Below are 24,147 nucleotides of genomic sequence, written 5' to 3' on the forward strand. Positions count from 1 at the left end.
TCACTCATCACTCACTTCCACTTCCGCACTCACTTTCACATTCACTCTCACTTTTATATTTTCATCACGGGTTACTCCATGTAGTGGCCCCGCCAAGACGCATCGAGCATCATGGGTATAACTGATATAATATTGCTGCACGAGAGGGACAAACTGACTTTATTTTGGTACATGGCCTATGCCTTGGACGTAGAAGAAGAAACCATGCAAGAGATGTGGAGAAGCTCGGAGGCGAAGAAGATATGCCATTTTGGCGGAGAAGTTAGAAAAGAGGGGCGAGTTGAAAGGCAAGAAGATAGGCAAGATAGAAGCCAAACGCTCGACGTTGATAAAATTCCTCAAGCGCAAGTTCGGTCTCGCATCGCGTTAATCGAGCTTCAGCGCCGTCAATCTCAAATGGGCCTAAGTGCGAGAAAGAGAAAGGAGAACGCCGTTGTCAGATATAGTGTCAGGCATAGCGAAGGACGAAAACACAAAAAGCAAAGACGCGACCTCAAGGGTTTTGGTGCTGGATGTGGGGAATACGAACACCGTCATAGGAGTTTACAAGGGCGATGAACTGCTTGGGCACTGGAGGCTTATATCGGAGCGGCACACCGCAGACGAACTGGGCGTATACTTGACGAACCTCTTAAAGACGGTGAATGTTCACTTGAACTCCTTTGACGGGGCGATTCTCTCCAGCGTTGTGCCCTCCCTCGATATTCCATGGAGGGATGGGGTGAGGCGCTACCTTGGCTTGGAGTGCATGACGGTTTCGACGGATTTGGACTTGGGTATAGAGGTGCTCTACGGAGCGCCGAAAGAGGTTGGAGCAGACCGCTTGGTCAACGCGGTGGCCGGCGTGGCGCGTTACGGCTCTCCGCTCATCATCGTTGATTTCGGCACGGCCATCACTCTCGATTACGTGGGACTCGGAGGAAAATATATGGGAGGGGCGATAGCGCCTGGGCTCGAAGTGAGCATGGAGGCTCTCTTCGGTCGCACGGCCAAGTTGCCGCGCATAGCTTTGGATGCCCCGCCGCCCAGTGTCGTGGGGAAAAACACGGTGGATTCCATAAAATCGGGCATACTCTTTGGCTATGCGGGGTTGGTGGATGCGCTCGTGGAGCGCATTTGGGACGAGTTGGGAGAAGGGGCGAAAGTCATAGGGACAGGCGGCCACGCACATTTGATCGCCATGCATTCGAAGTATATGAAGTTGGTAGAGCCATGGCTCACTCTGGAGGGCTTAAAACTCATATACGAAAGGAACGCCCCAGGCATTAGCGCATCCTAAAGCGTCCGTAGTATCCAAAAGAAAGAGAAACACAAGCCTTCGGGCTTTTAGCGGCGTTATATCTCGCTCGAGCGCCATGACTGTGGGAAAACGCCCTTGTGCGCAATGGCGCGCGGCGCAGAATGCGGTAAAATATCGGCTATACGGGTGCAAAAGCTTGCCCAAGGTTTCTCGGCTTGCTTAGACAAGCTCTATAGCGTACAGGCCTTACAGCGTTTTTATAGCGCCCTTTGCTTCGCCGCGGATATGCGCTGTGCTTTTATGTATCATTTCACCTATAGCGTGTTCGCATCAAAAGTTACAGAGAGGGGTAATCGCGATGACACCTCACGATGAGGTTCAGCTCAACTCCGAAGCGCCGGAAGAGGAAATCTACAGACAGAGATTAGAAAAGCTCGAACGTCTGCGAAAAGAGGAAGGATATAACCCCTTCCGCGTAGAGCGCTGGACGAGAGAGCATCCTCTGTCTTATGTGGTGGAACACTATTCTCATCTCGCTCCCGACGAGCATGCCGACTCCTTTGTCGTCACGGCGGGCAGAATCATGACGATCAGGAGACACGGCAAGGCTTCCTTTGCCGATTTGGAGGACGAGACATCTCGTCTGCAGCTTTATTTCCAGTTAGATGCCCTCGGAGAGGCATCGTATGATTTTTTCAAGAAATGGGTTGACCCGGGAGACTTCGTAGGCATAAAGGGGCACCCTTTTAGGACGCGCAGGGGGGAGCTTTCCATACACGTCGTGGAATTTAAGCTCTTGTCTAAGACGTTGCGGCCGCTCCCCGAAAAGTGGCACGGCCTCAAAGACACGGAGATCCGCTACCGTCGGCGTTATCTCGACCTGCTGGCGAACCCCGAGGTGCGGGAGGTCTTCAGGAAGAGGGCACTCATAATCGAGGCCGTGCGCGAATGCATGAGGCGCCACGATACCGTCGAAGTGGAAACTCCTGTCCTTTCTCCTATAGCGGGAGGTGCGACTGCCAGGCCCTTCATAACCTATCACAACGCCCTCGGCATGAACCTATATCTGCGCATTGCCACAGAGCTTTACTTGAAGCGCCTGATAGTGGGCATGATGGGCCGGGTCTTCGAAATAGGCAAGAACTTTCGCAACGAGGGCGTGGACTCCATGCACAACCCCGAGTTCACGGCTATGGAAGTCTACTGGGCATATGCCGATTACAAAGACATGATGGACCTCACAGAGGAGATCGTTGTGGCTTGCGCCGACGCTGTGGGCGGCAGGCGCGTCGTCTATCAGGGGCAGGAGATAAACTTTGAGCCTCCCTTTAGGCGTGCCACCATGGCGGAGCTCGTAAAAGAGCACGCCGGCGTGGATTTTTCCCAGATCGAAAGCGACGAAGAGGCCCGCGAGATCGCCCGACGACTTGGGGTCGAGGTGGAGGCAGGCGAGAGCAAATACTCGATCCTCGCGGAGTTGTTCGAGGAGTTCGTGGAAGAAAAGCTCGTGCAGCCCACGTTCGTGTTCAAATATCCGGTAGAAGTGTCACCTTTGGCGAAAAGAGACCCGGAAGACCCGAATTTTACCAACCGCTTTGAACTCTTCATATGCGGCGCTGAGGTGGCAAACGCATATAGCGAGCTGAACGACCCCATCGACCAAAAAGAGCGTTTCCTCGAACAACAAAGAAAGCGCCAGGCGGGCGACGAGGAAGCCCACCCTTACGACGAGGATTTCGTGATGGCGCTGGAATACGGCATGCCCCCCACGGGCGGGCTCGGCATCGGAATAGACAGGCTCGTCATGTTTCTCACCGACTCGCGCTCTATTCGCGATGTCATGCTCTTCCCCACGATGCGGCCAAAAGGATAGCGGCAAATGGATAAAGCAGCAGCGGCAAGGCGCATAGAGGAGCTTAAAAGGGAAATAGCTCGCCACGATTATCTTTACTATGTGCTCGATTCGCCCGAAATAAGCGATGAAGAGTACGATGCGCTTATGCGTGAGCTGCGCGCGCTTGAAGAGGCCTATCCGGATCTGCGCACGCCCGATTCCCCCACGCAGCGCGTCGGGGGTATGCCCGTGGACGAGTTTGAGCATGTGGTTCACGAGGTGCCGATGCTGAGCTTGGACAACGTCTTCGATTTGGGCGAGCTCAAGTCCTTTTGCGACCGCGTAAGCCGCGCCTTGAAAGAGGAGGTCTCATACACTGCCGAGCTCAAAATAGACGGCGTCGCCGTTTCTCTCATTTACGAAGACGGCGTCTTCGTCCGCGGATCCACCAGAGGAGACGGAAGAGTGGGCGAGGATGTGACGGCCAACCTCCGCACCGTAAAAAGTATGCCGTTGCGCTTGATGAAGCCCGTTTCCGGGCGCTTGGAAGTGCGCGGCGAAGTTTACATGCAAAAGAAAGACTTCGCCGAACTGAACGCCCAGCGCGAGGAAGAGGGCGAACCGCTCTTTGCCAATCCGAGGAACGCCGCCGCCGGCAGCCTCAGGCAGCTCGATCCTTCGATAACGGCGAAAAGACACCTGCGCGTCTTCGTTTACCAGGCGGTGAACGCCGTACAGCGCGGCTTGAAATCTCAATACGAGGTGCTTCAGTGGCTCAAGGGTTTAGGTCTCCCCACCCAGGGCACAGAGAGGTTATGCGATAGCTTCGACGAGCTGACGAAATACATAGACGAGTGGAGGGAGAAACGCTTTGCTCTGCCCTACGTGACGGACGGCGTGGTGGTCAAAGTCGATGACCTGGCCAAACAGGAAATCCTGGGGACTACGGCCAAAGCCCCGCGCTGGGCGGTGGCTTTCAAATATCCGGCCGAGGAGAAGAGGACAAGGGTAAAGGATATCGAAATCTCCGTCGGCCGCACGGGGGCGTTGACGCCCGTTGCCATTCTCGAGCCTGTGCGGCTTTCGGGGACGATAGTCCAGCGCGCATCTCTCCACAACGAGGATGAGATACGCCGCAAAGATGTCAGAGTGGGCGATTATGTATGGGTGAGGAAGGCGGGGGAGATAATCCCTGAAGTTGTGCGCGTGGATAAAGAAGCTCGAAGGGAGGGATCGCCCCCCTTCGAGATGCCCAAAGAGTGCCCTGCGTGCGGCTCTTCGGTGGTGCGCCTTCCCGGTGAGGCCGCCCACCGCTGCCTCAATCGCTCATGCCCTGCGCAAATAAAGGAAGGTTTGAAACATTTCGCCTCACGGAGCGGCATGGACATCCAAGGTCTCGGTGAGAAGTTGATAGACCAGTTAGTGGAGAAGGGCTTCATCCGCGATATAGCCGACCTGTATACGCTTTCGGAAGAAGAGCTGGCTTCGTTGGAGCGAATGGGTAAGAAATCGGCGCAGAACCTGATTCGAGCGCTGGAGGCATCGAAAAACCGCCCGTTGGCCAATCTCATCTACGCCTTGGGCATACGCTACGTTGGCTCTCGCGTCGCCGAGCTTTTGGCCGAGAATTTCGGCAGCCTCGAGCGCCTTATGGAGGCCACCGAGGAGGAGATCTTGCAGATAGAGGGGATCGGCCCTCGGATAGCCTCTTCTGTGGTGAGTTTTTTTCGCGACGAAGCCAACAGAAGGACCATAGAGCGCCTCATCGCGCTCGGCGTTAAAACGCGCTTGGAACGCCCTGCGCTTGAAAAGGATGTGTGGCGGGGCTTGCGCTTCGTTTTTACCGGCGAACTTGAGCGCGCCACCAGGCTTGAGGCGGAAAACATCGTAAAAAGCCTCGGAGGGCAGGTCTCCTCTGACGTGAGCCGCAAGACTTCTTATGTGGTCGTCGGGAAAAACCCTGGGAGCAAATTGGAGCGCGCTGTTAATTTGGGCGTTAAAACTATAGATGAAGATTCGTTCTGGCGCATGGTTGAGGAAGCCAAGGAGGGATAAAAATGGCAGTATCTGAGGCGGATGTCCGCCGCGTCGCCCTTCTCGCCCGTCTGGAGGTCACAGACGAGGAGGCAAGATCGCTCACGGAGCACTTCGGCAAGATTTTGGAGCACTTTCATCGCCTTCAAGAGTTAGAATTGAGCGGGGTCGACCCCTTTTCCCTTGAGGGACCGGGCACGCCCTGGAGGGTTGACGAGGCTAAACCCTGGGATGGGCGTGACGAGATCTTGTCCGAGGCGCCACGGCGCGAGGGAGATTTCTTCGTCGTCCCGCGCATCGTAGAGGAGGAATGACGGATGGAATTGTGGCAACTCCCTGCCTGGAAGATAGCGGAGGAGGTGAGGCGCGGAAACCTCTCCGCATCGCAGGCGGTGGAATCGCACATCAGGCGCATGGAAAGCCTCGAGCCTTCGATTAACGCCATAATCACCCCTATGCCGGAGGAGGCCAGGAAGAGGGCATTAGCGATAGATGAGGCGCTGTCTAAAGGAGCTGACCTCCCTTTAGCCGGTGTGCCTGTCGCAGTAAAAGACCTCTTATGTACTAAGGGAGTCCGCACGACGTGCGGCAGCCGCGTCTTGGGAGAGTGGAAGCCCCCTTACTCCGCTACTGTCGTGCGCTACCTGGAGGAAAGTGGGGCAGTCGTGATAGGCAAAGCCAACATGGACGAATTTGCCATGGGAAGCTCAACGGAGCAATCGGCCTTCGGTGCCACATCTAACCCCTGGGACGTTTCGCGCGTCCCCGGCGGCAGCTCCGGCGGGAGCGCTGCGGCTGTCGCTGCCGGTTATGCTCCTATAGCGCTCGGAAGCGACACGGGCGGCTCGATCAGACAACCGGCTGCGCTCTGCGGCGTTTACGGCCTGAAGCCCACGTATGGCCTGGTGAGCCGCTGGGGCCTCATAGCGTACGCCTCGTCATTGGACCAGGTGGGACCGTTTTCGAGAGACCTTGCGGACTTAGCACTCGCCCTTGAGGTGATTTCCGCTTACGATCCGCTGGACTCCACGTGTGTGCCGGGGAGCCGTCCTCGCTATCGCGACGCCTTGAAGGCGCACGACCTAAAGGGGCAGCGCATAGGCTTTCTGAAAGGATATCAAGATTTCGATATGGATGACGAGGTAAAAGAAAAGTTCGCTTTGGCTTTGAGAATATGCCAAGAAGGCGGGGCCGAGATGGTGGAGGTCTCTTTGCCCGTCTCTACCGGATACGGCCTTCCCTGTTACTATATAGTTGCGCCTGCTGAGGCGAGCTCGAACCTCGCTCGCTATGACGGTGTCCAGTACGGCTTGAGCGAAGAAGGAAAGAGCATCCTCGAGCTTTACCTCAAAACCAGAGGTAAGGGCTTCGGGAACGAGGTGAAGCGGAGGATTTTGGTCGGGACTTATGTGTTGAGTTCGGGCTATTACGATGCCTACTACCTCGTGGCTCAAAAAGTCCGGCGCCTGATAGCAGACGAGTTCACTGCGGCCTTCTCGGCCGTCGATGCCTTGATTACGCCGACATCTCCAACGCTCGCTTTTAAAAAAGGAGAGAAACTCGACGATCCGATCCAGATGTATATGTCAGACTTATTCACATTGCCTGTAAACCTGGCAGGGCTACCGGCCATCTCGATGAACGTCGGTTACAGCAAAGCCGGGCTTCCCGTAGGGGTTCAGATTGTGGCTCCGAGATGGGGGGAGACGGAGATTTTGAAAGTGGCCTCCGTTTTGACCGATGCCGTCGGCTCGCCGAAGGTGGCCATGGGAGGTGAGGGTTGATGCCGCTTTCTTTTACGCCTGTCATAGGGCTTGAGATCCACGTGCAGCTTGCGACCGTTTCTAAGCTCTTTTGCAGCTGTTCTACAAATTACATCGGAGAGAAACCCAACACCAATGTCTGCCCTGTCTGCCTGGGTCTTCCGGGGACGCTTCCGGTCCTGAACGGGCGCGCCGTGGAGTTCGCCGCGAAGACCGCCCTTGCCTTGAATTGTCGTGTCCAAAACAGGACGCGCTTTCACAGGAAGAACTACTTTTATCCCGACCTCCCGAAGGCTTACCAGATAAGCCAGTATGACCTTCCGCTGGCGGTGGACGGCTATGTGGAGCTGACCGAGGCGGACGGGTCCAAGCGGAGGATCGGCATACAGCGCCTTCATCTGGAAGAGGACACCGGCAAGCTTGTTCACATAGCAAGCGACGGCCGCCTGAGCGGGGCGCTTTACTCCCTCGTCGATTACAACAGGGCCGGCATACCTCTGATGGAGATCGTTTCGGCTCCCGACATCACGTCTCCGGCTCAGGCGAAAGAATACGTGGCGCGGCTTCGCCAGCTCGTGCGGTATCTCGGCGTCTCCGACGGGGATATGGAATCCGGCTCGCTGAGGGTCGATGCCAATGTATCGGTCAAGGTTTCGGACGGCCGGTGGGGGAAGAAGTCGGAGATCAAGAATATGAACTCCCTGAGGGCCATAGAAAGGGCCTTGGAGTACGAAATCGAGCGCCAAAGCGGTATGTTGGCCAGGGGCGAGGAAGTGGAGCAGGAGACGCGCCATTGGGATGATGCCGCCGGCGTGACTCGTTCGAGCCGCAGCAAGGAAGAGGCTCACGATTATAGATATTTCCCAGAGCCAGACCTTTTGCCCCTCGTATTGGAGGAGGGGTTTTTAGAAGAGACCGCCGAAGCGATGCCCGAGCTGCCGTGGGAAGTGTTCAGGCGCTTCGAAGAAGTCTACGGAATCGAGCCCGAAGACGCGGCGCTACTTTCGGAGCGTCGCGATGTGGCGGCATATTTCGAAGCCTGCGTGATGGCTGGGGCATCTCCGGATAAGGCAGCCAACTGGATTAAGACGGAACTCTTTCGCGTCATGAACGAGCGCAAGTGTTCGGCCGACGACTTTCCCGTGAGGCCAGAGGTGCTGACCGAGCTCCTCAGAAAAGTGGAACAGGGAGAGCTGTCCGCCACGGCGGCCAAGGACGTTTTTGGCCTTATGGCAGACCGGTCCTTGAGGCTCGACGAGGCGATAGAGGCCGCGGGAGTGTTCGTGGGCAAGGTGTCAGGCGGTACCCTAAAAGATATAATAGATACGGTATTGCGCGAGAACGCGGAAGTGGTCGAAGATATCAAGTCTGGCCGCGACAAGAAAGGCAAAAAGGTGAAATTCCTGCAGGGATTGGTCATGCGCCACACCAAGGGGCAGGCGGATCCGCAGGAGGTTTCAGAGCTCTTAGAGGAATCGCTTAAGAATTGAGAGGATCGCACAATTCGGAGGGGGTATGGCTATGGGGACACGCAGGCCCGAAGGGATCAGGGTTGTAGCTCTGGCTGGACACGGGGGATCAGGAAAAACTGCGCTGACAGAGGCGTTGCTCTTCGATACGGGTGCCATCTCGCGCATGGGGCGCACAGAAGATGGAAATACCGTGACGGACTTTGATCCAGAAGAGAAGAAGCGCCAGATATCCATAAATGCCTCTGTGGCTACGCTTTACCACGAAGACAAGACGATATTCATCCTCGACACGCCCGGCTATGCCGATTTCGTTGGAGATTTGAGATCGAGCATGCGCGCCTGCGATGCGGCTGTAGTGCTCGTGAGCGCCGTCGACGGCGTTGAGGTGCAGACCGAAAGGGCATGGAGCTTCACCGAGGACTTCGGCATAGCGACTGTCTTTTATGTCAGCAAGATGGACAGGGATAACGCCTCGTTTGATAGGACATTGGGCGAGATCCGCCAATACTTAAGCGACAAGGTTGTGCCTTTATATTTACCGATAGGCTCGGAGAAGAACTTCAAAGGCCTGGTGGACGTCCTCGCGAACAAGGCTTACTTATATGCCGGAGACGGAAGCAAAGGATTCGAGGAAGCCGTTGTTCCTCAAGATATGGCCGACGAAGTTTCAAAAGCACGGGAAGAGGCGATCGAGCGCATTGTGGAGGCCGACGACGAACTGATGATGCGCTACCTCGAAGGGGACAGCATCTCCAAAGAAGAGCTGCTTCCCGTCCTGCGCAAGGCCGTTAGGGAGCGGAAGCTCTTTCCGGCGTTGCCGGGCGCTGCTCCTGCCAATGTCGGCGTCATGCAGCTTCTCGATGTGATTTCGGACATACTCCCCTCTCCTCTGGAGGTGCCCCCCCGCAAAGGAATAAAGGGAGAGGCAGAGGTGGACGTGCCCCCGGATCCGAACGGACCTTTTATGGCCCTCTGCTTCAAGGTTATGGTGGATCCCTACGTGGGCAAACTTTCCTTCATTCGTGTCTTTTCGGGCAGGCATTCCAGCGACAAGGGGCTATTCAACGTCAATAAAGAGACGGAAGAGCGAGTGAGCGGCTATCGCCTGATGCGCGGCAAGGATGGAGAAGAGGTTAAGGAGATCACGACGGGTGATGTAGTTGCTGTGCCGAAGCTCTCGAGCGTAGCCGTGGGAGATACGCTCGCCGAGCGCGGTTGCGACGTGCGCTTTCCGCCGATCCGGTTCCCGGAGCCGGTCTACAGCATCGCCGTCGTGCCCAAGAGCAGGGCGGATGAGGACAAACTCTCTAACGCCATTCATAAAATCTTGGAGGAAGACCCGACCCTTCGCTTCGAGAAGAACGCCGAGACGGGCGATAACCTGCTTTCGGGCATGGGGGATCTCCATCTGGACATCGTCTTATCCAGGATCAGGGAGCGCTACGGCGTGGATCTGGAGACGCGCCTGCCGCGCGTGCCCTACAAAGAGACGATAAAGCGGACTGCCAAAGCGCAGGGGAGATACAAGAAGCAAACCGGCGGCCGCGGCCAGTATGGCGACGTGTGGATAGAGTTTGAACCCCTCGAGCGAGGAGCCGGCTTTCAGTTCGAAGACAGGATAGTGGGCGGCGCCGTGCCCAAATCGTATATACCCGCCGTGGAGAAGGGTTTGAGAGAGGCGATACAGAAGGGCGTCTTGGCAGGTTACCCCGCCGTCGACTTCAAGGCCAAGCTCTACGATGGTTCGTATCACGAGGTGGACTCTTCAGAATTGGCATTTAAGATAGCGGCTTCTCTCTCCTTCAAAAAGGGCTTTTCCGAGGCGTCTCCGACGCTGCTTGAGCCGATAATGGATGTCGAAATCGTCGTCCCTGAAGATTACCTCGGCGATGTCATGGGAGATCTCAACGGCCGCAGGGGTAGGATCATGGGCATAGAGGGCCGCGGCAGACTGCAGGTGGTCAAGGCTCAAGTGCCGCTTGCCGAGATGTTCCGCTACGCCATAACCTTGCGCTCTATGACCTCAGGAAGGGGGAGTTTTTCTATGTCCTTCTCCCATTACGAGGAAGTGCCGCAGGAAATCGCGAAGAGGATCATAGCCCAAGCTCAGGCGGAAGAGGGGGAAGAGGAGTAAAGGGATCATACCTATGTTAAAATAATTACAAATATTATGTGCTGCGGGTGGGATAAAGATGCATGCAATCCTTGAGAAAAGGTTGATTGCGCCGAACGAATATGACATGTGGGTGGAGGCCCCTAAGGTTGCCTCTCATGCCAGGCCGGGGCAGTTCGTCGTCGTGAGGCCGACGTCTAAGGGTGAGCGGATTCCACTCACCATAGCCGATTACGATTTGAAGAGAGGCAGCATACGCTTCATATTTCAAGCCGTCGGCAAGACCACCCATCAAATGGCGCGCTTTGAGGTGGGCGACTCCTTGTCTGATGTCTTGGGCCCCTTGGGCAGGCCGAGCGAGATTAAAAAGTGGGGCACGGTTATGCTGGTCGGCGGGGGCGTCGGCATAGCGGCTTTGTTCCCCATCCTGAGGGAACTCAAGCGCGTAGGCAACTACACCATTACCGTGCTCGGCGGCAGGAGCTCGGAATTGGTCATCATGAAAGACGAATGCAGGAGATATTCCGACAAGCTGATAATAACGACGGACGACGGCTCTGAGGGGATAAAAGGCGTCGTTACGGAGGGCATGAGAGTCGCTTCCGAAGGTAGGAAAATAGACCAGGCTTGGGCGATAGGGCCCACCATAATGATGAAGTTCGCCTCCCTCGCCGCCAAGGAGATGGGCATTCCGATATGGGTATCGCTTAACCCTATCATGGTGGATGGCACTGGCATGTGCGGCGGTTGCCGAGTGGAAGTGGGAGGAGAAGTGCGATTTGCCTGCGTAGATGGCCCCGAATTCGACGGCTGGGCAGTGAACTGGGACGTCCTCATGAGGCGGCTTCAACAGTACAAGGAGGAGGAAAAGCTCTCCTTGGAGCAATACATGGCGGAGGTGGAAAGCGTCGTATGAGCCCGAAGGTTAGGCAAAAGAAAGTACCCATCGCTGAGCAAAAGCCGGAGGAGCGGATTCGCAACTTCAATGAAGTCTGCTTGGGCTATACGATGGAGGAAGCGATAGAAGAAGGGATGCGCTGCCTGCAGTGCAAGAATGCCCCTTGTGTGGCTGGTTGCCCTGTGACCATCGACATTCCGGGTTTTATAAAGGCTTTGAGAGAAGGCAACATCGACGAATCGTGGAAGATCTTGAGCAGCGCGACGAATTTGCCGGCCGTCTGCGGCAGGGTTTGTCCTCAGGAAACGCAGTGCGAGGGCGTATGCACCTTGGGAAGAGGGAAGGATTTTGAGCCCGTAGCCATAGGGAAACTCGAGCGTTTCGTGGCGGATTGGAAAGCAGGCAGTGGCGTGCAATCAGCGCCCGTCGTACATCGAGGTGAGCCAAAAGGAAAAGTAGCGATCGTAGGCTCGGGGCCGGCAGGTTTGACCGCAGCAGGTGACCTCGCCAAGATGGGCTATCGCGTCAAGATATACGAAGCTCTTCACGAGCCCGGAGGCGTCCTTATGTATGGAATACCTGAATTTCGTCTTCCAAAGGCGATCGTCCGGAGGGAAATAGAGAACATAAAGCTGCTCGGTGTAGAGGTCGAGGTCGACACGGCCGTAGGCAGAAGCATAACGGTAGAGGAGTTGCGCGGCGAATACGATGCCATCTTCATCGGCACCGGGGCCGGCACGCCGCGCTTCATCGGCATCCCCGGCACCACACTGAACGGCGTCTATTCGGCGAGCGAATTTTTGACCCGCGTTAATCTCATGCACGCCTATCGCTTTCCGGAATACGACACGCCCATAAAGAAGTTGAAGAACGTCGTGGTGGTGGGCGGCGGCAACGTGGCCATGGACGCCGCGAGGTCAGCTCTGCGCCTCGGGGCCGAACACGTTACGGTGGCTTACAGGCGGACGCAGGCCGAGATGCCGGCCAGGGTGGAGGAGTACCATCACGCTGTAGAAGAGGGGATCGAGTTCTGCTGGCTTACCAATCCGGTGGAGTATGTGGGCGACGAGCGCGGTTGGGTGAAAGCTGTAAATTGCATACGGATGGAGTTGGGCGAGCCGGACGAGTCCGGGCGCAGACGTCCGATTCCCGTCCCAGGGAGCGAATTTCTGCTTGAGGCGGACGGTGCCATAGAGGCCATAGGCCAGGGCTCCAATAAGGTTCTCCTCGATGCCTTTCCAGAGTTGAAGCTGAATAAGCACGGTTACATAGTGGCTGACCCGGAGACCGGCGCTACCTCAGTTGAGGGCGTATTTGCCGGCGGCGATATCGTAACAGGGGCAGCCACCGTCATTTTGGCTATGGGTGCGGGCAAAAACGCCGCCAAGGCGATAGATGAGTACATTAGCACCAAGAGGTTAAAGGCGGCATCGCGCTGATCACCTTGCGAGGCGCAGAAGGGGGGCAAAAAATGCTGGTTACGCTCGCTTTGAGAGGAATGCAGTTTCACGCTTTTCACGGTTGCCTTGAGGTGGAAAGGGAGTTGGGACAGATCTTTTCCATAAATGTTGGTATGGACTACGAGCTATCTCCGGAAGAGGCCGACAACCCGGAGGCAGTCCCTTCTTACCAGGAGGTCTTCGAGCGGGTTCAGCACGTGGTGATGGGCAGAAAGTTTCGCACCCTCGAGGCCTTGGGATGGGGCATAGGAAAGGCTATCCTCGAGGCCTATCCCTTCGTCGAAGATGTCTATGTGGATGTGAGCAGCAACCAGCTCTTCGTGCCGGGTTTGATCGACTCCAAGGTCGTCACCGTCAGCCTCGACAGGGAAGAGTTAGAAGGGTGAGACCCTTGAGCGAGCTTATGGCTGTCGCTTTAGGTGGTGCATTGCGCGAAGACGACGTGAGCAGAAAGAACCTCGAACGCCTCGAGCCGCAGCTTAGGCGTGCCGATGAATGGCTTAGGTCCGGCTCCGAGAGAGACGAAGAGGGCTTTGGATGGCTCAAACTTCCCTATCAGGATATAATGCAGGTGCTCGAAGTCTCTCACTGGCTTTCGCGGTTCGATGCGCTTGTTCAGATCGGCATAGGCGGATCTGCCTTGGGCAACAGGATGCTCCATGGGGCTCTCCTGCCGCCATACTATAACGAATTTTCCAGAGAGGAACGCCATGGTCCTCGTTTCTACTTGATGGAAAATCTGGATTCACGAAACGTCCTCGCCATATGGGAGCTTATCGATCCATCCAAAACGGCATTTGTGGTGGTGAGCAAGTCGGGGCAGACCACCGAAACCGCGGTGCAATTTCTTTGGGCATGGCAGAAGATGACAGACCTCTTCGGTGAGTCGGCAAAAGATCACTTCGTTGTGGTGACCGATCCTCAGTCGGGGATTTTGAGGCGATTTGCCGATGAGGTGGGGTGCAGGAGCCTTTCCATCCCTCAGGGCGTAGGGGGGCGCTATTCCGTGCTCTCTCCCGTCGGATTGCTCTCCGCTGCGACGCTCGACATAGAGGTGGAGTCCCTCTTAAAGGGGGCTCAAGAGATGGACCTAAGGCTATCTACTGCGAACTCTCTCTTCGAAAACCCGGCGTGGCTTTTGGCCGGCCTCTACTACCTGCACTCGACGAGAGGGCGCAATATGACTGTCCTTATGCCATATGCCGATGCGCTGAAAGACTTTACCGAGTGGTTCGCTCAGCTTTGGGCTGAAAGCCTCGGCAAGGGCGGCAGGGGATCAACTCCGATCCGTGCCCTTGGAGCTGTAGATCAGCACTCACAACTCCAACTCTATTCCGAAGGCCCAGATGATAAGCTGTTTACGCTCCTCGAAGTCAGAGAGACGCTGGGCGACCTATCGATCCCTTTCGGCTGCGAAGAAAAGAGCCTCAAGGATTTTTCTTACCTAAAAGGTCAGAAGTTAGGCGACATCTTGAACGAAGAGGCCAAGGCAACAGCTGCGGCCTTGGTCAAGGCCGGTCGCCCGGTTATATGGATGGAGCTGCCGCGGCTGGAGGAGCACAACCTCGGCGCGCTAATTTTTTTATGGGAATACGTGACCGCTCTGTGCGGTGCGCTCTACGGGGTAAATCCCTTCGATCAACCCGGCGTGGAGCAGAGCAAGCGATATGCCTACGGGTTGTTGGGGCGCAAGGGATTTGAGGACGAAGCGAAGGACGTGTCGGAATACTTCAGCCTGATAGAGTCATTCAGGCTTGTGGTTTAGCCCGCTTCTTTTCCAAATGGCCTTTAGGGCGCCGAGTGCGTTGCCCTTTATGGAGACGCGGGACCTTTCTTCCAGTTCTTTGACGAGTTGTTTTATCAAAGCACGGCGATTTCCTTTGGCGAAAGGACAGCTGAATTGTATGACAGGCAGGTTTAGCCTCCTTGTCTCCAACTCTATAGACCGCTCCTCCAGATAGATGAGTGGTCTGATGGCCCAGAGTCGCGAGCGACTCATCCAGATCTTGGGATAAAGGGGCGCGAATCGGCCCGCGAAGAAGAGGTTCAAGAGGGCCGTTTCGAGCGCGTCATCGAGGTGATGGCCGAGCGCAAGCGCTTGGCTTTCCTCTTTTTGGGCCATGCTGCACAGGATGCCGCGCCTCATGTTGGCGCAAAAACTGCAGGGGGAATCCTCACCCCGGGAACGCATTATAGAGTAAATCGGATATCTGGTGATGCGCAGCGGCACGTCGAGGGCGCGGCAAAATTCCTCCATAGGGGAAAGATCGAGCTCTCCCCCTGTGGGATCGAGCGTGCAGGCCTTCAGGGCGAAAGGTTTTGGAGCTACGCGGCGCAACCTCGCTAAGGCCGCGAGGAGGAGCAGGCTGTCTTTGCCTCCCGAAAGTGCCACGCATATGGTATCCGAAGGCCTTATCATGGCGAAGTCCGCGACCGCCTCTCCTACCTTTCGCTTCGTGCCGTTTGAAAGCGACGTGAATGTGTTCGCCTTGTTCAAAAATGATACCCCCTTGACGATTGCGGCTATCCTTCGCTGCTATAATCATGATATCTCATGTTTTTGCGAGTATCGCCTGCTCGCTCCTTAGGGAGGTGTTTTAAAAGTTGCAGACTATTCGGGTCGTGCTGGTCGATGACCATCGCCTCTTCCGTGATGGCCTCAGGAGATTGCTGGAACTGGAGCCGGACGTAGAAGTGATCGGCGAGGCCAAGGACGGCAAGGAGGCCGTGCAGGTGATCGCCGAGAAGAAGCCCGATGTCGTGCTGCTCGACATAAGTATGCCAAAGGGAGACGGTGTGCAGGTGATAAGGCAGGTCAAAAACGACTCGCTTCCCGTGCGCTTTTTGGCTATCACGGCCTATGACGACGAGGAATCCCTTTCGGCGCTCTCGTCAGCCGGCGTGCACGGGTATCTGCTTAAGGAGTCCGGCTATTTGGAGCTGATTTCCGCCCTCAGGTCGGTGGCCAGAGGGGAGCCCTATGTAGATCCGAAGGTGGCGGGGAGGCTGCTGACTTCGTTTCACGAAGGCAACGGCGATGAGCCGCTATGCAGCCTCACGCCAAGAGAAAGGGAAACTTTTTACTGGCTTTCACAAGGGTTGAAGAACGAAGAGATAGCATTAAGGATGGTCGTCTCTGAAAAAACCGTAAAAAACCATGTAAGCCGTATTCTCAAAAAACTAGGCCTGCGCGACAGAACACAAGCCGCCATCATGGCCTGGCGTTTGGGCCTGGCGCAGAAGAGTCGGCAGAAGAATGGCCGCGCTTAGGCTACCGCGTCATGAAGTCGATGCAGCGTTTGAGCCCGACAAAATGCCGAGAACGCTGGCGAGCCATGAGGCTTGCTGATTCAACTGCGCCAGCGTGTTTTCCATCTGGCTAAACCGCTCGTATAACCCTCTCTGGCGAATGGAGAGGCGCTCTTCGAAATCGGCTATCCTTTTGTCGATCGCCTCGATTTGGTTTTGTAGGTGTTGAACTTGGCTTGGTACGCGCCCCCTCAGTGCCGTGCTTCCTCCTATGGCGACGGGAACGGCATCGACCATATTGGCGAGATAACTTTCGAACTTATTCACGACGCCGTTTACCAGGCCCGCTACGCCTTGAGGGTCTTCCGTCATCGCCGCCATGAATTTATCGGTGTCGAATTCGAGCTTGCCGCTCTTGCCGTAGTCGATTGACTCCGTTGTTATGCCGATTTGAGAGAGCTGAGAGAAACCGTCTAACGACAAGGGATCGGCTACAATTTGGCGAAGGTAAGACTTCGCCTGCCATAGGATGGGATCTCCGCGCAGGAGTCCCCTCTGGGCCTCGAGCTCAGACTCCGGCTCCTCGACCTTTTTCTCTTGCAGCCGCACGTTGATCCAATCCATGGTGTCGTTGTAGGCCGCTACGAAGCTTTGAATGGATTCCACTGCTTTTTGGGCGTCTAAGACTATATCCGCTCTTACTTTCCCTACCCCGTTTATTTTGAGCGTAAGCCCTTGGATTAAATCTGAGATTTCGTTGCTCGGGCGCGTAACGCTTACGCCATCGATAACCAGTTTAGCGTCTTGTGCTGCTATGTGGTGCTCCGGATCATCCAGATCCAGTCCTAAGTTATCGAGCACCACTTGAGGGCCCTCTAACGAGAAAGCAGCTTCTGTGCCGGTTTGCGTGCTTTCGATTACGAGGCGGTTGTCGAAGACGCGCGCCTGAACAGGGAGCGCTTCACCCGTCGTTTCGTCTACGGCTTTGTTTATGCGTGCCGCTACATCAGAAAGGGTATCTGTGGGGTGAAGGTCGATCTTGGCCCGCTGGTCATCTACTTTTATGTAAAAATAGGAGTCCGTCGTGATTCCCGCGTTTTTGAGTATCCCGGAGAGGGAGTTGCTGATGCGCATCTCTGCTGTGGCCTTTTGTAATACCTCGATTTCATAGCTGTTTATTTCTGCCTCGGGCGTGGCGGTAATCGCAAGCACTGATGAAGGATCTGTAGTAGATGAAAGAGAGGAAAGCTCGGCCTGCTTGGCGGTGAACGTGCTCGATAGCTTCAAGGGAGAAATAGAGCTGCGCAGCGCCTTTAGATAGGCGGAAAATTCGTTATAAAGCCCAACCTTCAGTTCGAGCTTATCCTTTTCGGCCTGCCAAAGCTCTTCGGGCTTCCTGGCCGCTTCCATCATCTTGTCGATCATTTGCCCCCAGTCTATACCGGAGGTGAGGCCCGTCACCTGAAACAGCGGTGCTGTATAATCAGCCATAGGATGACCTCCATAAAATACAAGTTGTCATATTGTTTTCGGATGTTTTTTGCCTTCGCTGAAGTGGCGGGGCGCGAGCGATTCTGTAAAGGTTCCCGTGATAGAATAAACCGGTGGAGGTGGGTGTGCCTTTGGAGGAGCGCATAAGGGAAGATATGGAAGCCTCTATAGCGTTAAAACGAAAGGCGATGCGAGACCTAAAACCCGTGGCGGAAGCAGCGCGCTTGCTGATAGAGGCACTTTCGTCGGGCAAACGGGCCTTTTTTTGCGGCAACGGCGGCTCGGCCGCCGATGCGCAGCACCTGGCGGCCGAGCTATTGGGGAAATTTCGCAAGGTGCGCCCTTCGCTCCCGGCCCTTGCCCTCCATACGAACACCAGCGCTGTGACCGCCATCGCCAACGATTTCTCTTACGACGAGGTGTTCGTGCGACAGCTTGAAGGGCTCGCTGGGCCTGGAGACGCCCTGATCGGCATTTCGACGAGCGGATGCAGCGCGAATGTCGTCAATGCGGTGCGCTGGGGCGCGGAACACGGCATGGTAACCATAGGCTTGACCGGCGAGGGAGGGGGCGAGATGAAGCCCTATTGCAGGGTGTTGCTCGAGGCTCCATCGCGCGATACGCCGCGCATCCAGGAGCTCCATATTACTTGGGGACACATCATTTGCGCCCTGGTCGAGGAGAGGTTATTTCCGTGAGTGGACCTTTGGCCGTAATATTAGCCGGCGGCGAGGGTAAACGGTTGCGCCCCGTCGTTTCGGATGTGCCCAAACCGCTTGCCCCCATAGCCGGCAGGCCTTTCGTCCACTGGTTGCTGGATCTCCTTTCGTTTAGGGGCATAAGAAAGGCGCTTTTCCTTTTGGGGTATAAGGCCTCCGATATAATCTCGAGCTGTGGCGACGGCGGCAGGTGGGGGATCGAAATATTTTACAGCGTAGAGGAAGAGCCTCTCGACAAGGGCGGAGCGCTCCGCAATGCCATTTCGCTTTTAGATGCCGAGGATTTTTTGCTCATGAACGGGGATACTCTTTTGGATGTGGATTATTGCAGGCTTTTGTCGTTTCACTGCCGTATGGGTGCCGCGATCACCTTTGCTGTCAGGTCGTGGAGAGACCTTTCCCGCGTGGATCCGCTCGACGTCGACGAGGGAGGAAGGGTAAAAGCCTTCGGCGACAAAAATCTGATGCCCAGGGATGACGGGTCCTGGCTCGTAAACGGCGGGGTTTACGGGGTGAAGCGCGCTGTTGTAGAAAAGATCCCCTTGCGCAGGATCTCTTGGGAAGGGGAGGTAATACCTGCCCTTTTGTCGCAAGGGGAACCTTTATGCGCCCTTGAGGTGGGCGGTTTTTTTATAGACATAGGCGTGCCGGAAGATTATGCGAGGGCACAGCGGGAAATTCCTGCCTTTGTGGCATCTTTGAAATCCGCATCATAGAACCTCGCCGGTGTGGCGTGCGCGAAGATGCCGCTTTGTGCGCAAAAGGGGGAGTAAACTCATGCGCGTGTTGATCGATGATACGGAGTGGGAGAACCTGGAAGGGGAGCTCTTAGAGGAGGAGAGAAGAGGTTTATTGGAGCGCGCGAGAAAGGAGGCTGCCAAGGACAGACGTTTCATCCGAGACATATTGGTGGACGGCAAACCGCTTCAGGAAGAAGCGTTTCTTTCTATGAAGGGAGGACTGGAGGTAAAATTCGTGACCATCTCCGTCAAGGAGCTGGTGACGGAATCTCTGGAGGAAACCCAGCGCTACATGCCGGCGTTGCTCGACGGGATCAACTTGGTAGCCGATCGCCTGGAAGAGAAATACGACAAGGATGCCCTCACTTTGTTACAACAGATAACCGAAGGGATAGGGTGGGTAGTGAAAGTGCTTCACAACAGCCTGCTCTTGTTGGGCATAACCGATGCTGACTTAGGAGACGGCGAGTTGGGCACGACGCGCGAGCGCCTGTTGCAGGTGCTTGAGGGAGCGCTGAGCCCCTTGGAGGAAGGCAAATTCTTCGAGCTGGCTTATCGTCTGAGGGAAGAAGTTGAGCCCGCGCTGAGCGACTTGAGGCGGTATGTCGACGAGTTGTTGGCTATGGCTTCGGGAGAAGTGCAATAAAGCCGTGAGGAAAGCGATCTTCCTGGATAGGGACGGGACGCTCATCGAGACCGTTCCATACCTTTCGCGCCTTTCTCAAATAAAGCTGCTCAACGGTGTGCCCGAGGCGCTGTCGTTGTTGAAGGGGAAAGGTTACAGCCTGGTGGTCGTTACGAATCAAAGCGGCGTCGCACGGGGGTTTTTCGATGTGAATTTCGTCTTGGAGAGTCACAGGCGGATCCAGCTTCTCTTAGAAGAGGCGGGCGTAGCCGTGGATGCCTTTTACTTTTGCCCTCATCATCCCACTGAGGGGGACCCACCTTATAAGGTAGATTGCGACTGCCGAAAACCCAAGCCTGGCCTCCTGCTGCGCGCAGCCGGCGAGTTGGGCCTTGAGCTTGCCGGCTCTTGGGTGGTGGGAGACGACCTGCCCGACCTCATGATGGCCCGCAACCTTGGATTGTATTTTGCGCTGGTAAGAAGCGGCTACGGAAGGACGCTGGAAGAGGGTGGCCTTTTACCCCCCTTGAGAGAAGGGGAATGGGTGGTAGACGACCTCCTGGCGGCGGCTCATTTGATAGCGAATAAATCCTCAGGTTAAAAACCATGCCGACGATTTCTTTATCTCTGCGCAAGGGTTTAGCGATATTTATAGGCTTGGCCGTGATAACGGCCTTAATAGTGCTCTTTTTTACCGTAGATGCCGACACGTGGAATTCGCTTTACTCCATGAATAAGCGGTTTTTCTTGCTCGCTTTTTCGGCGGCGGCTTTATCGTGGTTCTTTGAGGCCTTGCGCTTTAAGGTTCTGGTGGAAGCCGCAGGCGAGCGCATTTCCTTTAAGTTGGGGCTTTATCTCACATTTCTCAACTACTTCGGTTCGGCGATAACCCCAATGCAGAGCGGCGGAGGGCCTTTTCAGGTTTATGTGCTCTATAAAAACGGCGTAAACGTGGGCAAAGGCGTAGCCGTAACCCTGACGAAGACGCTCATGGTGCTTTTTTTATTAGGAGTGATGGTTATCGTCGCGCTCTTTCTGCAACCTCAGATTTTGGCCGGGCAGACCCTGATCGAGGGCTTGTTCGGCTATGTTACCGTAGTAGTCCTTGGGATTTGGTTTGTGACCGCGCTGAGCTTGCTGCGGCCCAAGCTCATGAAGCGCTTAATAGGTGGGTTAACGGTTTGGCTGAAGGAGATCGGGATCATAAAAGACGCTTTGGCCTTCAAGGTGATACGCTTTGTCAATCGAGAGATAGATAACTATTGTGAGAACTTTCGGGCATTATTTTCGTCTGGCTTAAAGAAATGTATGATAGCCCTCGCTCTCACCTCTTTGCAGCTCTTTTGTTCGTTTCTCGTTTTGCCCCTTTTGGTTTGGTCGATGGACCTGTCTGCGGATTTGATGGGGGTGATGATGCTTCAGGCGGTCTTCACCTTTGTCCTTTACTTTGTGCCGACTCCTGGAGCCAGCGGTGTGGCCGAAGGCGGGGCAACGGCCATTTTCAAGCTCTTGGTGCCCTGGAACATGGCCGGCGTGACGGCTTTGCTGTGGCGCGTGTTCACGGCCTATATTCCGGTGTTTTTAGGAGCGTTAGTAGCCATATACTTTTTAGACAAGGGGGTCAATGGCGAAATTGAGAGGCCTTACGAGGGGTAGGCGCTCAAGCGAAATCCGGGCATGGGCCTTTAAGATGAGGGGCGGCATATGGACGGCGCTGTTTTGCGCTATCCTCTTTTTGGCCGAGGTCAATCTTTCTGCTCTGCCTGCCATGCTGGTTCTGGTGGCGGCCGGTCAAGCGTTGCGCTTTTGGGCGGCCGGTTGCATAAAGCGCTATCGCGGGGAGGAAGCCAAAGCGGAAATCCTGGTAACCTGGGGTCCCTATGCCGTCGTTCGAAATCCCCTCTATTTGGGCAACGGCCTAATAGGATTGGGTTGGAGCCTGTTGGCCGGTCCGCGGGCTATCGCGTTATTTGTGACGTCTTACCTAATTCTGTATGTCTTTCTCATCATCCCTCATGAAGAGACCATCCTCGAGCGATGTTTCCGCGAGGAGTTTCACCGTTACAAGGAGCGCGTGGGTAGGCTCATTCCAAAGATACCTTTTGAGTTAAGCGAAATTGCCGGTCCGTTTCAATGGAGTGTCCTTTGGGAGAGCGAGCGGCACTCGCTTCTTGTCACGATATTGGGCACATCGCTTCTGTTGTCCAGGGGGTGGTGGTGATGGCTCTCCTTTGGCGATATGCTACAGGAAAGGAAACGGTTTACAGGGCAACGCTGTCCGCGCCGCTCGGCCTTTGGGAGGCTCTTTGGTGCGATAGGGGATTGTTGATGATGTATAGCAGGCTTCATGGGGAAGAGATCGAGAAAGAGTGCGCGTTGCCCGCTTGGCTTGCTCGCGCTTGGGAATCCTATTGGAACGGTGAGGCCTTCGAGGTGCCGCTCTGCGCCGTGCCTCCCCTTTCGGAGTTTGCTCGCAGCGTTTATGAAGTCGTGGCTCAGATTCCCTTTGGTTGTGTGTTATCCTACGGCCGTGTCGCGGCGTCGATCGGAAGGCCCAATGCAGCCAGAGCCGTCGGAAGCGTCATGCGCCGCAACAGATGGTCCCTCTTTGTGCCGTGTCATCGCGTGATCGGCGCCGATGGCTCGCTCAAAGGGTACGGCGGTAAAGAAGGTTTGGCACTGAAGGCGGCCTTGCTCCGATTCGAAGGCGCTAAGACAGAGCACCCTTGAGCAACCTTTCCCAGTTGCCGTGCAAGACAGCCTCGGCTTCTGCCTTCGAGTAGCCGGCTTCGAGTAAGCCCCTTTCGAGGGAGGAGACTTCCTCCAGCGGAAGCGTGCCGCGGCTATTTTCGCGGTAGTCTATATCGAGTCCGAGTGCCACGTATTCTATACCTACAAGGTCAGCTGCGTAACTGATGTGCCTTATGAGGTCTTCTGCGGAGGCCTCGCCGTTTTCTTTTAGAAACTTCTTTACTGTGCTCAACCCTATCAGCCCGTTTCTTTCGGCCACGGCCTTCAGTTGATCGTCGGTGAAATTTCGCCTGTGGCGGCAGAGAGCATATACGTTGCCATGACTTATCAGGACGGTCCTCTCGAAACCTTCGACGATGTCCCAAAAACTTTTAGGGGATGCATGGGCCGCATCCACGACAATGCCCAGCTCTTCCATTATTTTTAAGGCTTTTTTGCCGAGCGTAGTTACGCCGTAATCTTTGTCCGAGCCGCAGCCCGAGGCGAGCGTGTTGTCGTCGTTCCACGTGAGAGATGCCATGCGGACGCCGTAATGGTGCAGCATGTATAACAAGTCCACATTGGTCCCGATGCCGTCTAACCCCTCCACACTCAAGAATAGAGGGAAGCGACCCTCCAGCATGTTCCTCTGGTAGTCGTCGTAGCGCGCGACGAGAGCGATCTCTCGGCTTTCCTTGAGTTCTGCAGCCAAGATGCCGAGGTATTGCATTAATCTTTCCAAGGCGGAAGAGCTGTCGGTGCGGAACGCACTTTCGATCCAAACGCTCAATATCGCGGCGCCAATCGTAGAGCTCAATAGTTTCGGGATGAACCTCGAAGCCAAAACCTTCCTCTCGCCTTGCTCTCGCAGGGGGAGCACTTCGTTGAGCATGTCTGAGTGGCCGTCGAATATGTAGCCTTTGTTTGTCACGGGCAATCATCTCCTTCCTTCGCCGACGCGGTTGCTGCCGGCTCCTTCAGGCTCAAGTCGGATAGTTCAACCACCATCCCGTCGCTGGCCGCGATTACGCTCGTTCTGGCCGTGGAAAGCCGGCCTTCTAATGCCCTTGGGTCGGCCTCGGATAGCCCCCTTCCCAGGTGCGTGAGTATCAGCATGCGTGGGTGAAGTTCGTCGAGGAGGCGCTCGACGTCGCAGATCGAGAGGTGGTCTATCCCAGGCCTCGGCTTTTCGAACGTAACGTTGACCACCAAGAGCTCGCACTCGCGGAAGCGATGTGCCAAACTTTCGTGCATGCAAGTATCGCTGACCAATCCCCAAGTGGGCATGGAAGGGTGTCGAAAGACGAAACCGAAACAGTCCACCCCGTGATGAATGAGGCGCACACCTTCTACAGAAGCTCTCCCCGGGAGGGCGATCGCTTTTCCGTCCTCCCAGGTCGTTAGATGTGCCACTTTGCTGCGCAAGAAACGGAAGAGGATCGGTTCGTTCCCGGTTATGGCATCTTCGGGAAGGACAACTGTGCCATTTTTTTGGCGCCCCCCTCCTGTCATGGCGAGCGTCAAGACGTTTACGTCGTTGCTGTGGTCTATATGGCGGTGAGAGAGCAGCAAGCCGTCAAGGGTCGAAGGGTCATGGAGAGGGCGTAGTTCTTTCATCTTCACCAAAGCCCCGGGCCCCGGGTCTATGGAGAAGTTGAACCCGTCATAGGAAAGCCATATCCCTCCGGTTGCTCTGATTTGGCTGATCATGGTAAAACGCGCCCCTCCTGTGCCCAAAAAGTGAATGTAACTCGAGGCGGCGCCGCGTCCTTCCTCCAT

General features: G+C 55.6%; 23 protein-coding genes. 19 read left to right on the forward strand and 4 right to left on the reverse strand.

Annotated features, from left to right (window positions below; genetic code table 11):
• The first annotated feature begins 433 nt into the window (after positions 1-433).
• From EZM41_RS08685 to EZM41_RS08735, 11 genes are all read left to right on the forward strand, one after another.
• Positions 434-1,279 (forward strand): type III pantothenate kinase, encoded by an 846-nt coding sequence (locus EZM41_RS08685; RefSeq protein ID WP_342449275.1) that lies wholly within the window; start codon positions 434-436, stop codon positions 1,277-1,279.
• Between the two features lie 319 nt (positions 1,280-1,598).
• Positions 1,599-3,113 carry a lysine--tRNA ligase gene (gene lysS, locus EZM41_RS08690; protein WP_198470713.1) on the forward strand — a complete coding sequence of 505 codons (1,515 nt, stop codon included), beginning with the start codon at positions 1,599-1,601 and terminating at the stop codon, positions 3,111-3,113.
• A 6-nt stretch (positions 3,114-3,119) separates the two neighbouring features.
• Positions 3,120-5,129, forward strand: a complete 2,010-nt coding sequence (gene ligA / locus EZM41_RS08695) for an NAD-dependent DNA ligase LigA (protein WP_198470714.1) — start codon at positions 3,120-3,122, stop codon at positions 5,127-5,129.
• A 2-nt stretch (positions 5,130-5,131) separates the two neighbouring features.
• Complete coding sequence (gatC, locus tag EZM41_RS08700) at positions 5,132-5,422, forward strand: Asp-tRNA(Asn)/Glu-tRNA(Gln) amidotransferase subunit GatC (protein ID WP_198470715.1); 291 nt, start codon at positions 5,132-5,134, stop codon at positions 5,420-5,422.
• A gap of 3 nt (positions 5,423-5,425) precedes the next feature.
• The gene (gatA, locus tag EZM41_RS08705; protein WP_198470716.1) at positions 5,426-6,892 is read left to right on the forward strand and encodes an Asp-tRNA(Asn)/Glu-tRNA(Gln) amidotransferase subunit GatA; all 1,467 of its coding nucleotides are present in this window, start codon (positions 5,426-5,428) and stop codon (positions 6,890-6,892) included.
• On the forward strand, positions 6,892-8,361 hold the full coding sequence (gene gatB, locus EZM41_RS08710; RefSeq protein WP_198470717.1) for an Asp-tRNA(Asn)/Glu-tRNA(Gln) amidotransferase subunit GatB: 1,470 nt from the start codon (positions 6,892-6,894) through the stop codon (positions 8,359-8,361). The genes gatA and gatB overlap by 1 nt, the downstream gene beginning before the upstream one ends.
• 31 nt (positions 8,362-8,392) lie before the next feature.
• A complete protein-coding gene (fusA, locus tag EZM41_RS08715; RefSeq protein ID WP_198470718.1) occupies positions 8,393-10,477 on the forward strand; it encodes an elongation factor G in 2,085 nt (694 codons plus the stop codon).
• Between the two features lie 58 nt (positions 10,478-10,535).
• On the forward strand, positions 10,536-11,372 hold the full coding sequence (locus EZM41_RS08720) for a sulfide/dihydroorotate dehydrogenase-like FAD/NAD-binding protein (protein WP_198470719.1): 837 nt from the start codon (positions 10,536-10,538) through the stop codon (positions 11,370-11,372).
• On the forward strand, positions 11,369-12,793 hold the full coding sequence (gltA, locus tag EZM41_RS08725; RefSeq protein WP_198470720.1) for an NADPH-dependent glutamate synthase: 1,425 nt from the start codon (positions 11,369-11,371) through the stop codon (positions 12,791-12,793). Before EZM41_RS08720 ends, gltA begins: the two co-directional genes overlap by 4 nt.
• A 32-nt stretch (positions 12,794-12,825) precedes the next feature.
• The gene (locus EZM41_RS08730; RefSeq protein WP_198470721.1) at positions 12,826-13,200 is read left to right on the forward strand and encodes a dihydroneopterin aldolase; all 375 of its coding nucleotides are present in this window, start codon (positions 12,826-12,828) and stop codon (positions 13,198-13,200) included.
• Positions 13,197-14,579, forward strand: coding sequence for a glucose-6-phosphate isomerase (locus tag EZM41_RS08735; protein ID WP_342449276.1), 1,383 nt, complete (start codon positions 13,197-13,199; stop codon positions 14,577-14,579). Before EZM41_RS08730 ends, EZM41_RS08735 begins: the two co-directional genes overlap by 4 nt.
• Here EZM41_RS08735 and EZM41_RS08740 read toward each other — a convergent pair.
• Positions 14,559-15,311, reverse strand: a complete 753-nt coding sequence (locus EZM41_RS08740; RefSeq protein WP_232619237.1) for a tRNA 2-thiocytidine biosynthesis TtcA family protein — start codon at positions 15,309-15,311, stop codon at positions 14,559-14,561. The genes EZM41_RS08735 and EZM41_RS08740 overlap by 21 nt on opposite strands.
• 107 nt (positions 15,312-15,418) lie before the next feature.
• Between EZM41_RS08740 and EZM41_RS08745 the strand changes: the two genes are divergently transcribed.
• The gene (locus EZM41_RS08745) at positions 15,419-16,084 is read left to right on the forward strand and encodes a response regulator (RefSeq protein WP_198470723.1); all 666 of its coding nucleotides are present in this window, start codon (positions 15,419-15,421) and stop codon (positions 16,082-16,084) included.
• Between the two features lie 9 nt (positions 16,085-16,093).
• Here the strand turns inward: EZM41_RS08745 and fliD are convergent, their stop codons facing one another.
• The gene (gene fliD, locus EZM41_RS08750; protein ID WP_198470724.1) at positions 16,094-17,554 is read right to left on the reverse strand and encodes a flagellar filament capping protein FliD; all 1,461 of its coding nucleotides are present in this window, start codon (positions 17,552-17,554) and stop codon (positions 16,094-16,096) included.
• A 131-nt stretch (positions 17,555-17,685) separates the two neighbouring features.
• Here fliD and EZM41_RS13845 point away from each other — a divergent pair, with 131 nt between their 5' ends.
• The 7 genes from EZM41_RS13845 to EZM41_RS08780 all read left to right on the forward strand — a co-directional run bounded on the left by EZM41_RS13845 (position 17,686) and on the right by EZM41_RS08780 (position 22,368).
• Positions 17,686-18,252 carry a D-sedoheptulose-7-phosphate isomerase gene (locus tag EZM41_RS13845; protein WP_232619238.1) on the forward strand — a complete coding sequence of 189 codons (567 nt, stop codon included), beginning with the start codon at positions 17,686-17,688 and terminating at the stop codon, positions 18,250-18,252.
• Positions 18,249-18,989 (forward strand): nucleotidyltransferase family protein, encoded by a 741-nt coding sequence (locus EZM41_RS08755; RefSeq protein ID WP_342449277.1) that lies wholly within the window; start codon positions 18,249-18,251, stop codon positions 18,987-18,989. The genes EZM41_RS13845 and EZM41_RS08755 overlap by 4 nt, the downstream gene beginning before the upstream one ends.
• Positions 18,990-19,050: 61 nt before the next feature.
• Positions 19,051-19,659, forward strand: coding sequence for a hypothetical protein (locus EZM41_RS08760; RefSeq protein ID WP_198470726.1), 609 nt, complete (start codon positions 19,051-19,053; stop codon positions 19,657-19,659).
• 4 nt (positions 19,660-19,663) lie between these two features.
• Complete coding sequence (locus EZM41_RS08765; protein ID WP_342449278.1) at positions 19,664-20,239, forward strand: D-glycero-alpha-D-manno-heptose-1,7-bisphosphate 7-phosphatase; 576 nt, start codon at positions 19,664-19,666, stop codon at positions 20,237-20,239.
• A gap of 5 nt (positions 20,240-20,244) precedes the next feature.
• Positions 20,245-21,294: a lysylphosphatidylglycerol synthase transmembrane domain-containing protein gene (locus EZM41_RS08770; protein ID WP_198470728.1), complete on the forward strand. Its 1,050-nt coding sequence runs from the start codon at positions 20,245-20,247 to the stop codon at positions 21,292-21,294.
• A complete protein-coding gene (locus EZM41_RS08775; RefSeq protein WP_198470729.1) occupies positions 21,263-21,859 on the forward strand; it encodes a methyltransferase family protein in 597 nt (198 codons plus the stop codon). Before EZM41_RS08770 ends, EZM41_RS08775 begins: the two co-directional genes overlap by 32 nt.
• On the forward strand, positions 21,859-22,368 hold the full coding sequence (locus EZM41_RS08780) for a methylated-DNA--[protein]-cysteine S-methyltransferase (protein ID WP_198470730.1): 510 nt from the start codon (positions 21,859-21,861) through the stop codon (positions 22,366-22,368). The genes EZM41_RS08775 and EZM41_RS08780 overlap by 1 nt, the downstream gene beginning before the upstream one ends.
• On the opposite strand, the gene EZM41_RS08785 is transcribed toward EZM41_RS08780, so the two are convergent.
• Together EZM41_RS08785 and EZM41_RS08790 are read right to left on the reverse strand one after the other, a co-directional pair.
• A complete protein-coding gene (locus tag EZM41_RS08785; RefSeq protein WP_198470731.1) occupies positions 22,349-23,299 on the reverse strand; it encodes a membrane dipeptidase in 951 nt (316 codons plus the stop codon). The genes EZM41_RS08780 and EZM41_RS08785 overlap by 20 nt on opposite strands.
• A complete protein-coding gene (locus EZM41_RS08790) occupies positions 23,296-24,147 on the reverse strand; it encodes an MBL fold metallo-hydrolase (RefSeq protein ID WP_232619245.1) in 852 nt (283 codons plus the stop codon). The genes EZM41_RS08785 and EZM41_RS08790 overlap by 4 nt, the downstream gene beginning before the upstream one ends.

The organism is Acetomicrobium sp. S15 = DSM 107314, assembly GCF_016125955.1.
GTDB lineage: Bacteria > Synergistota > Synergistia > Synergistales > Thermosynergistaceae > Thermosynergistes > Thermosynergistes pyruvativorans.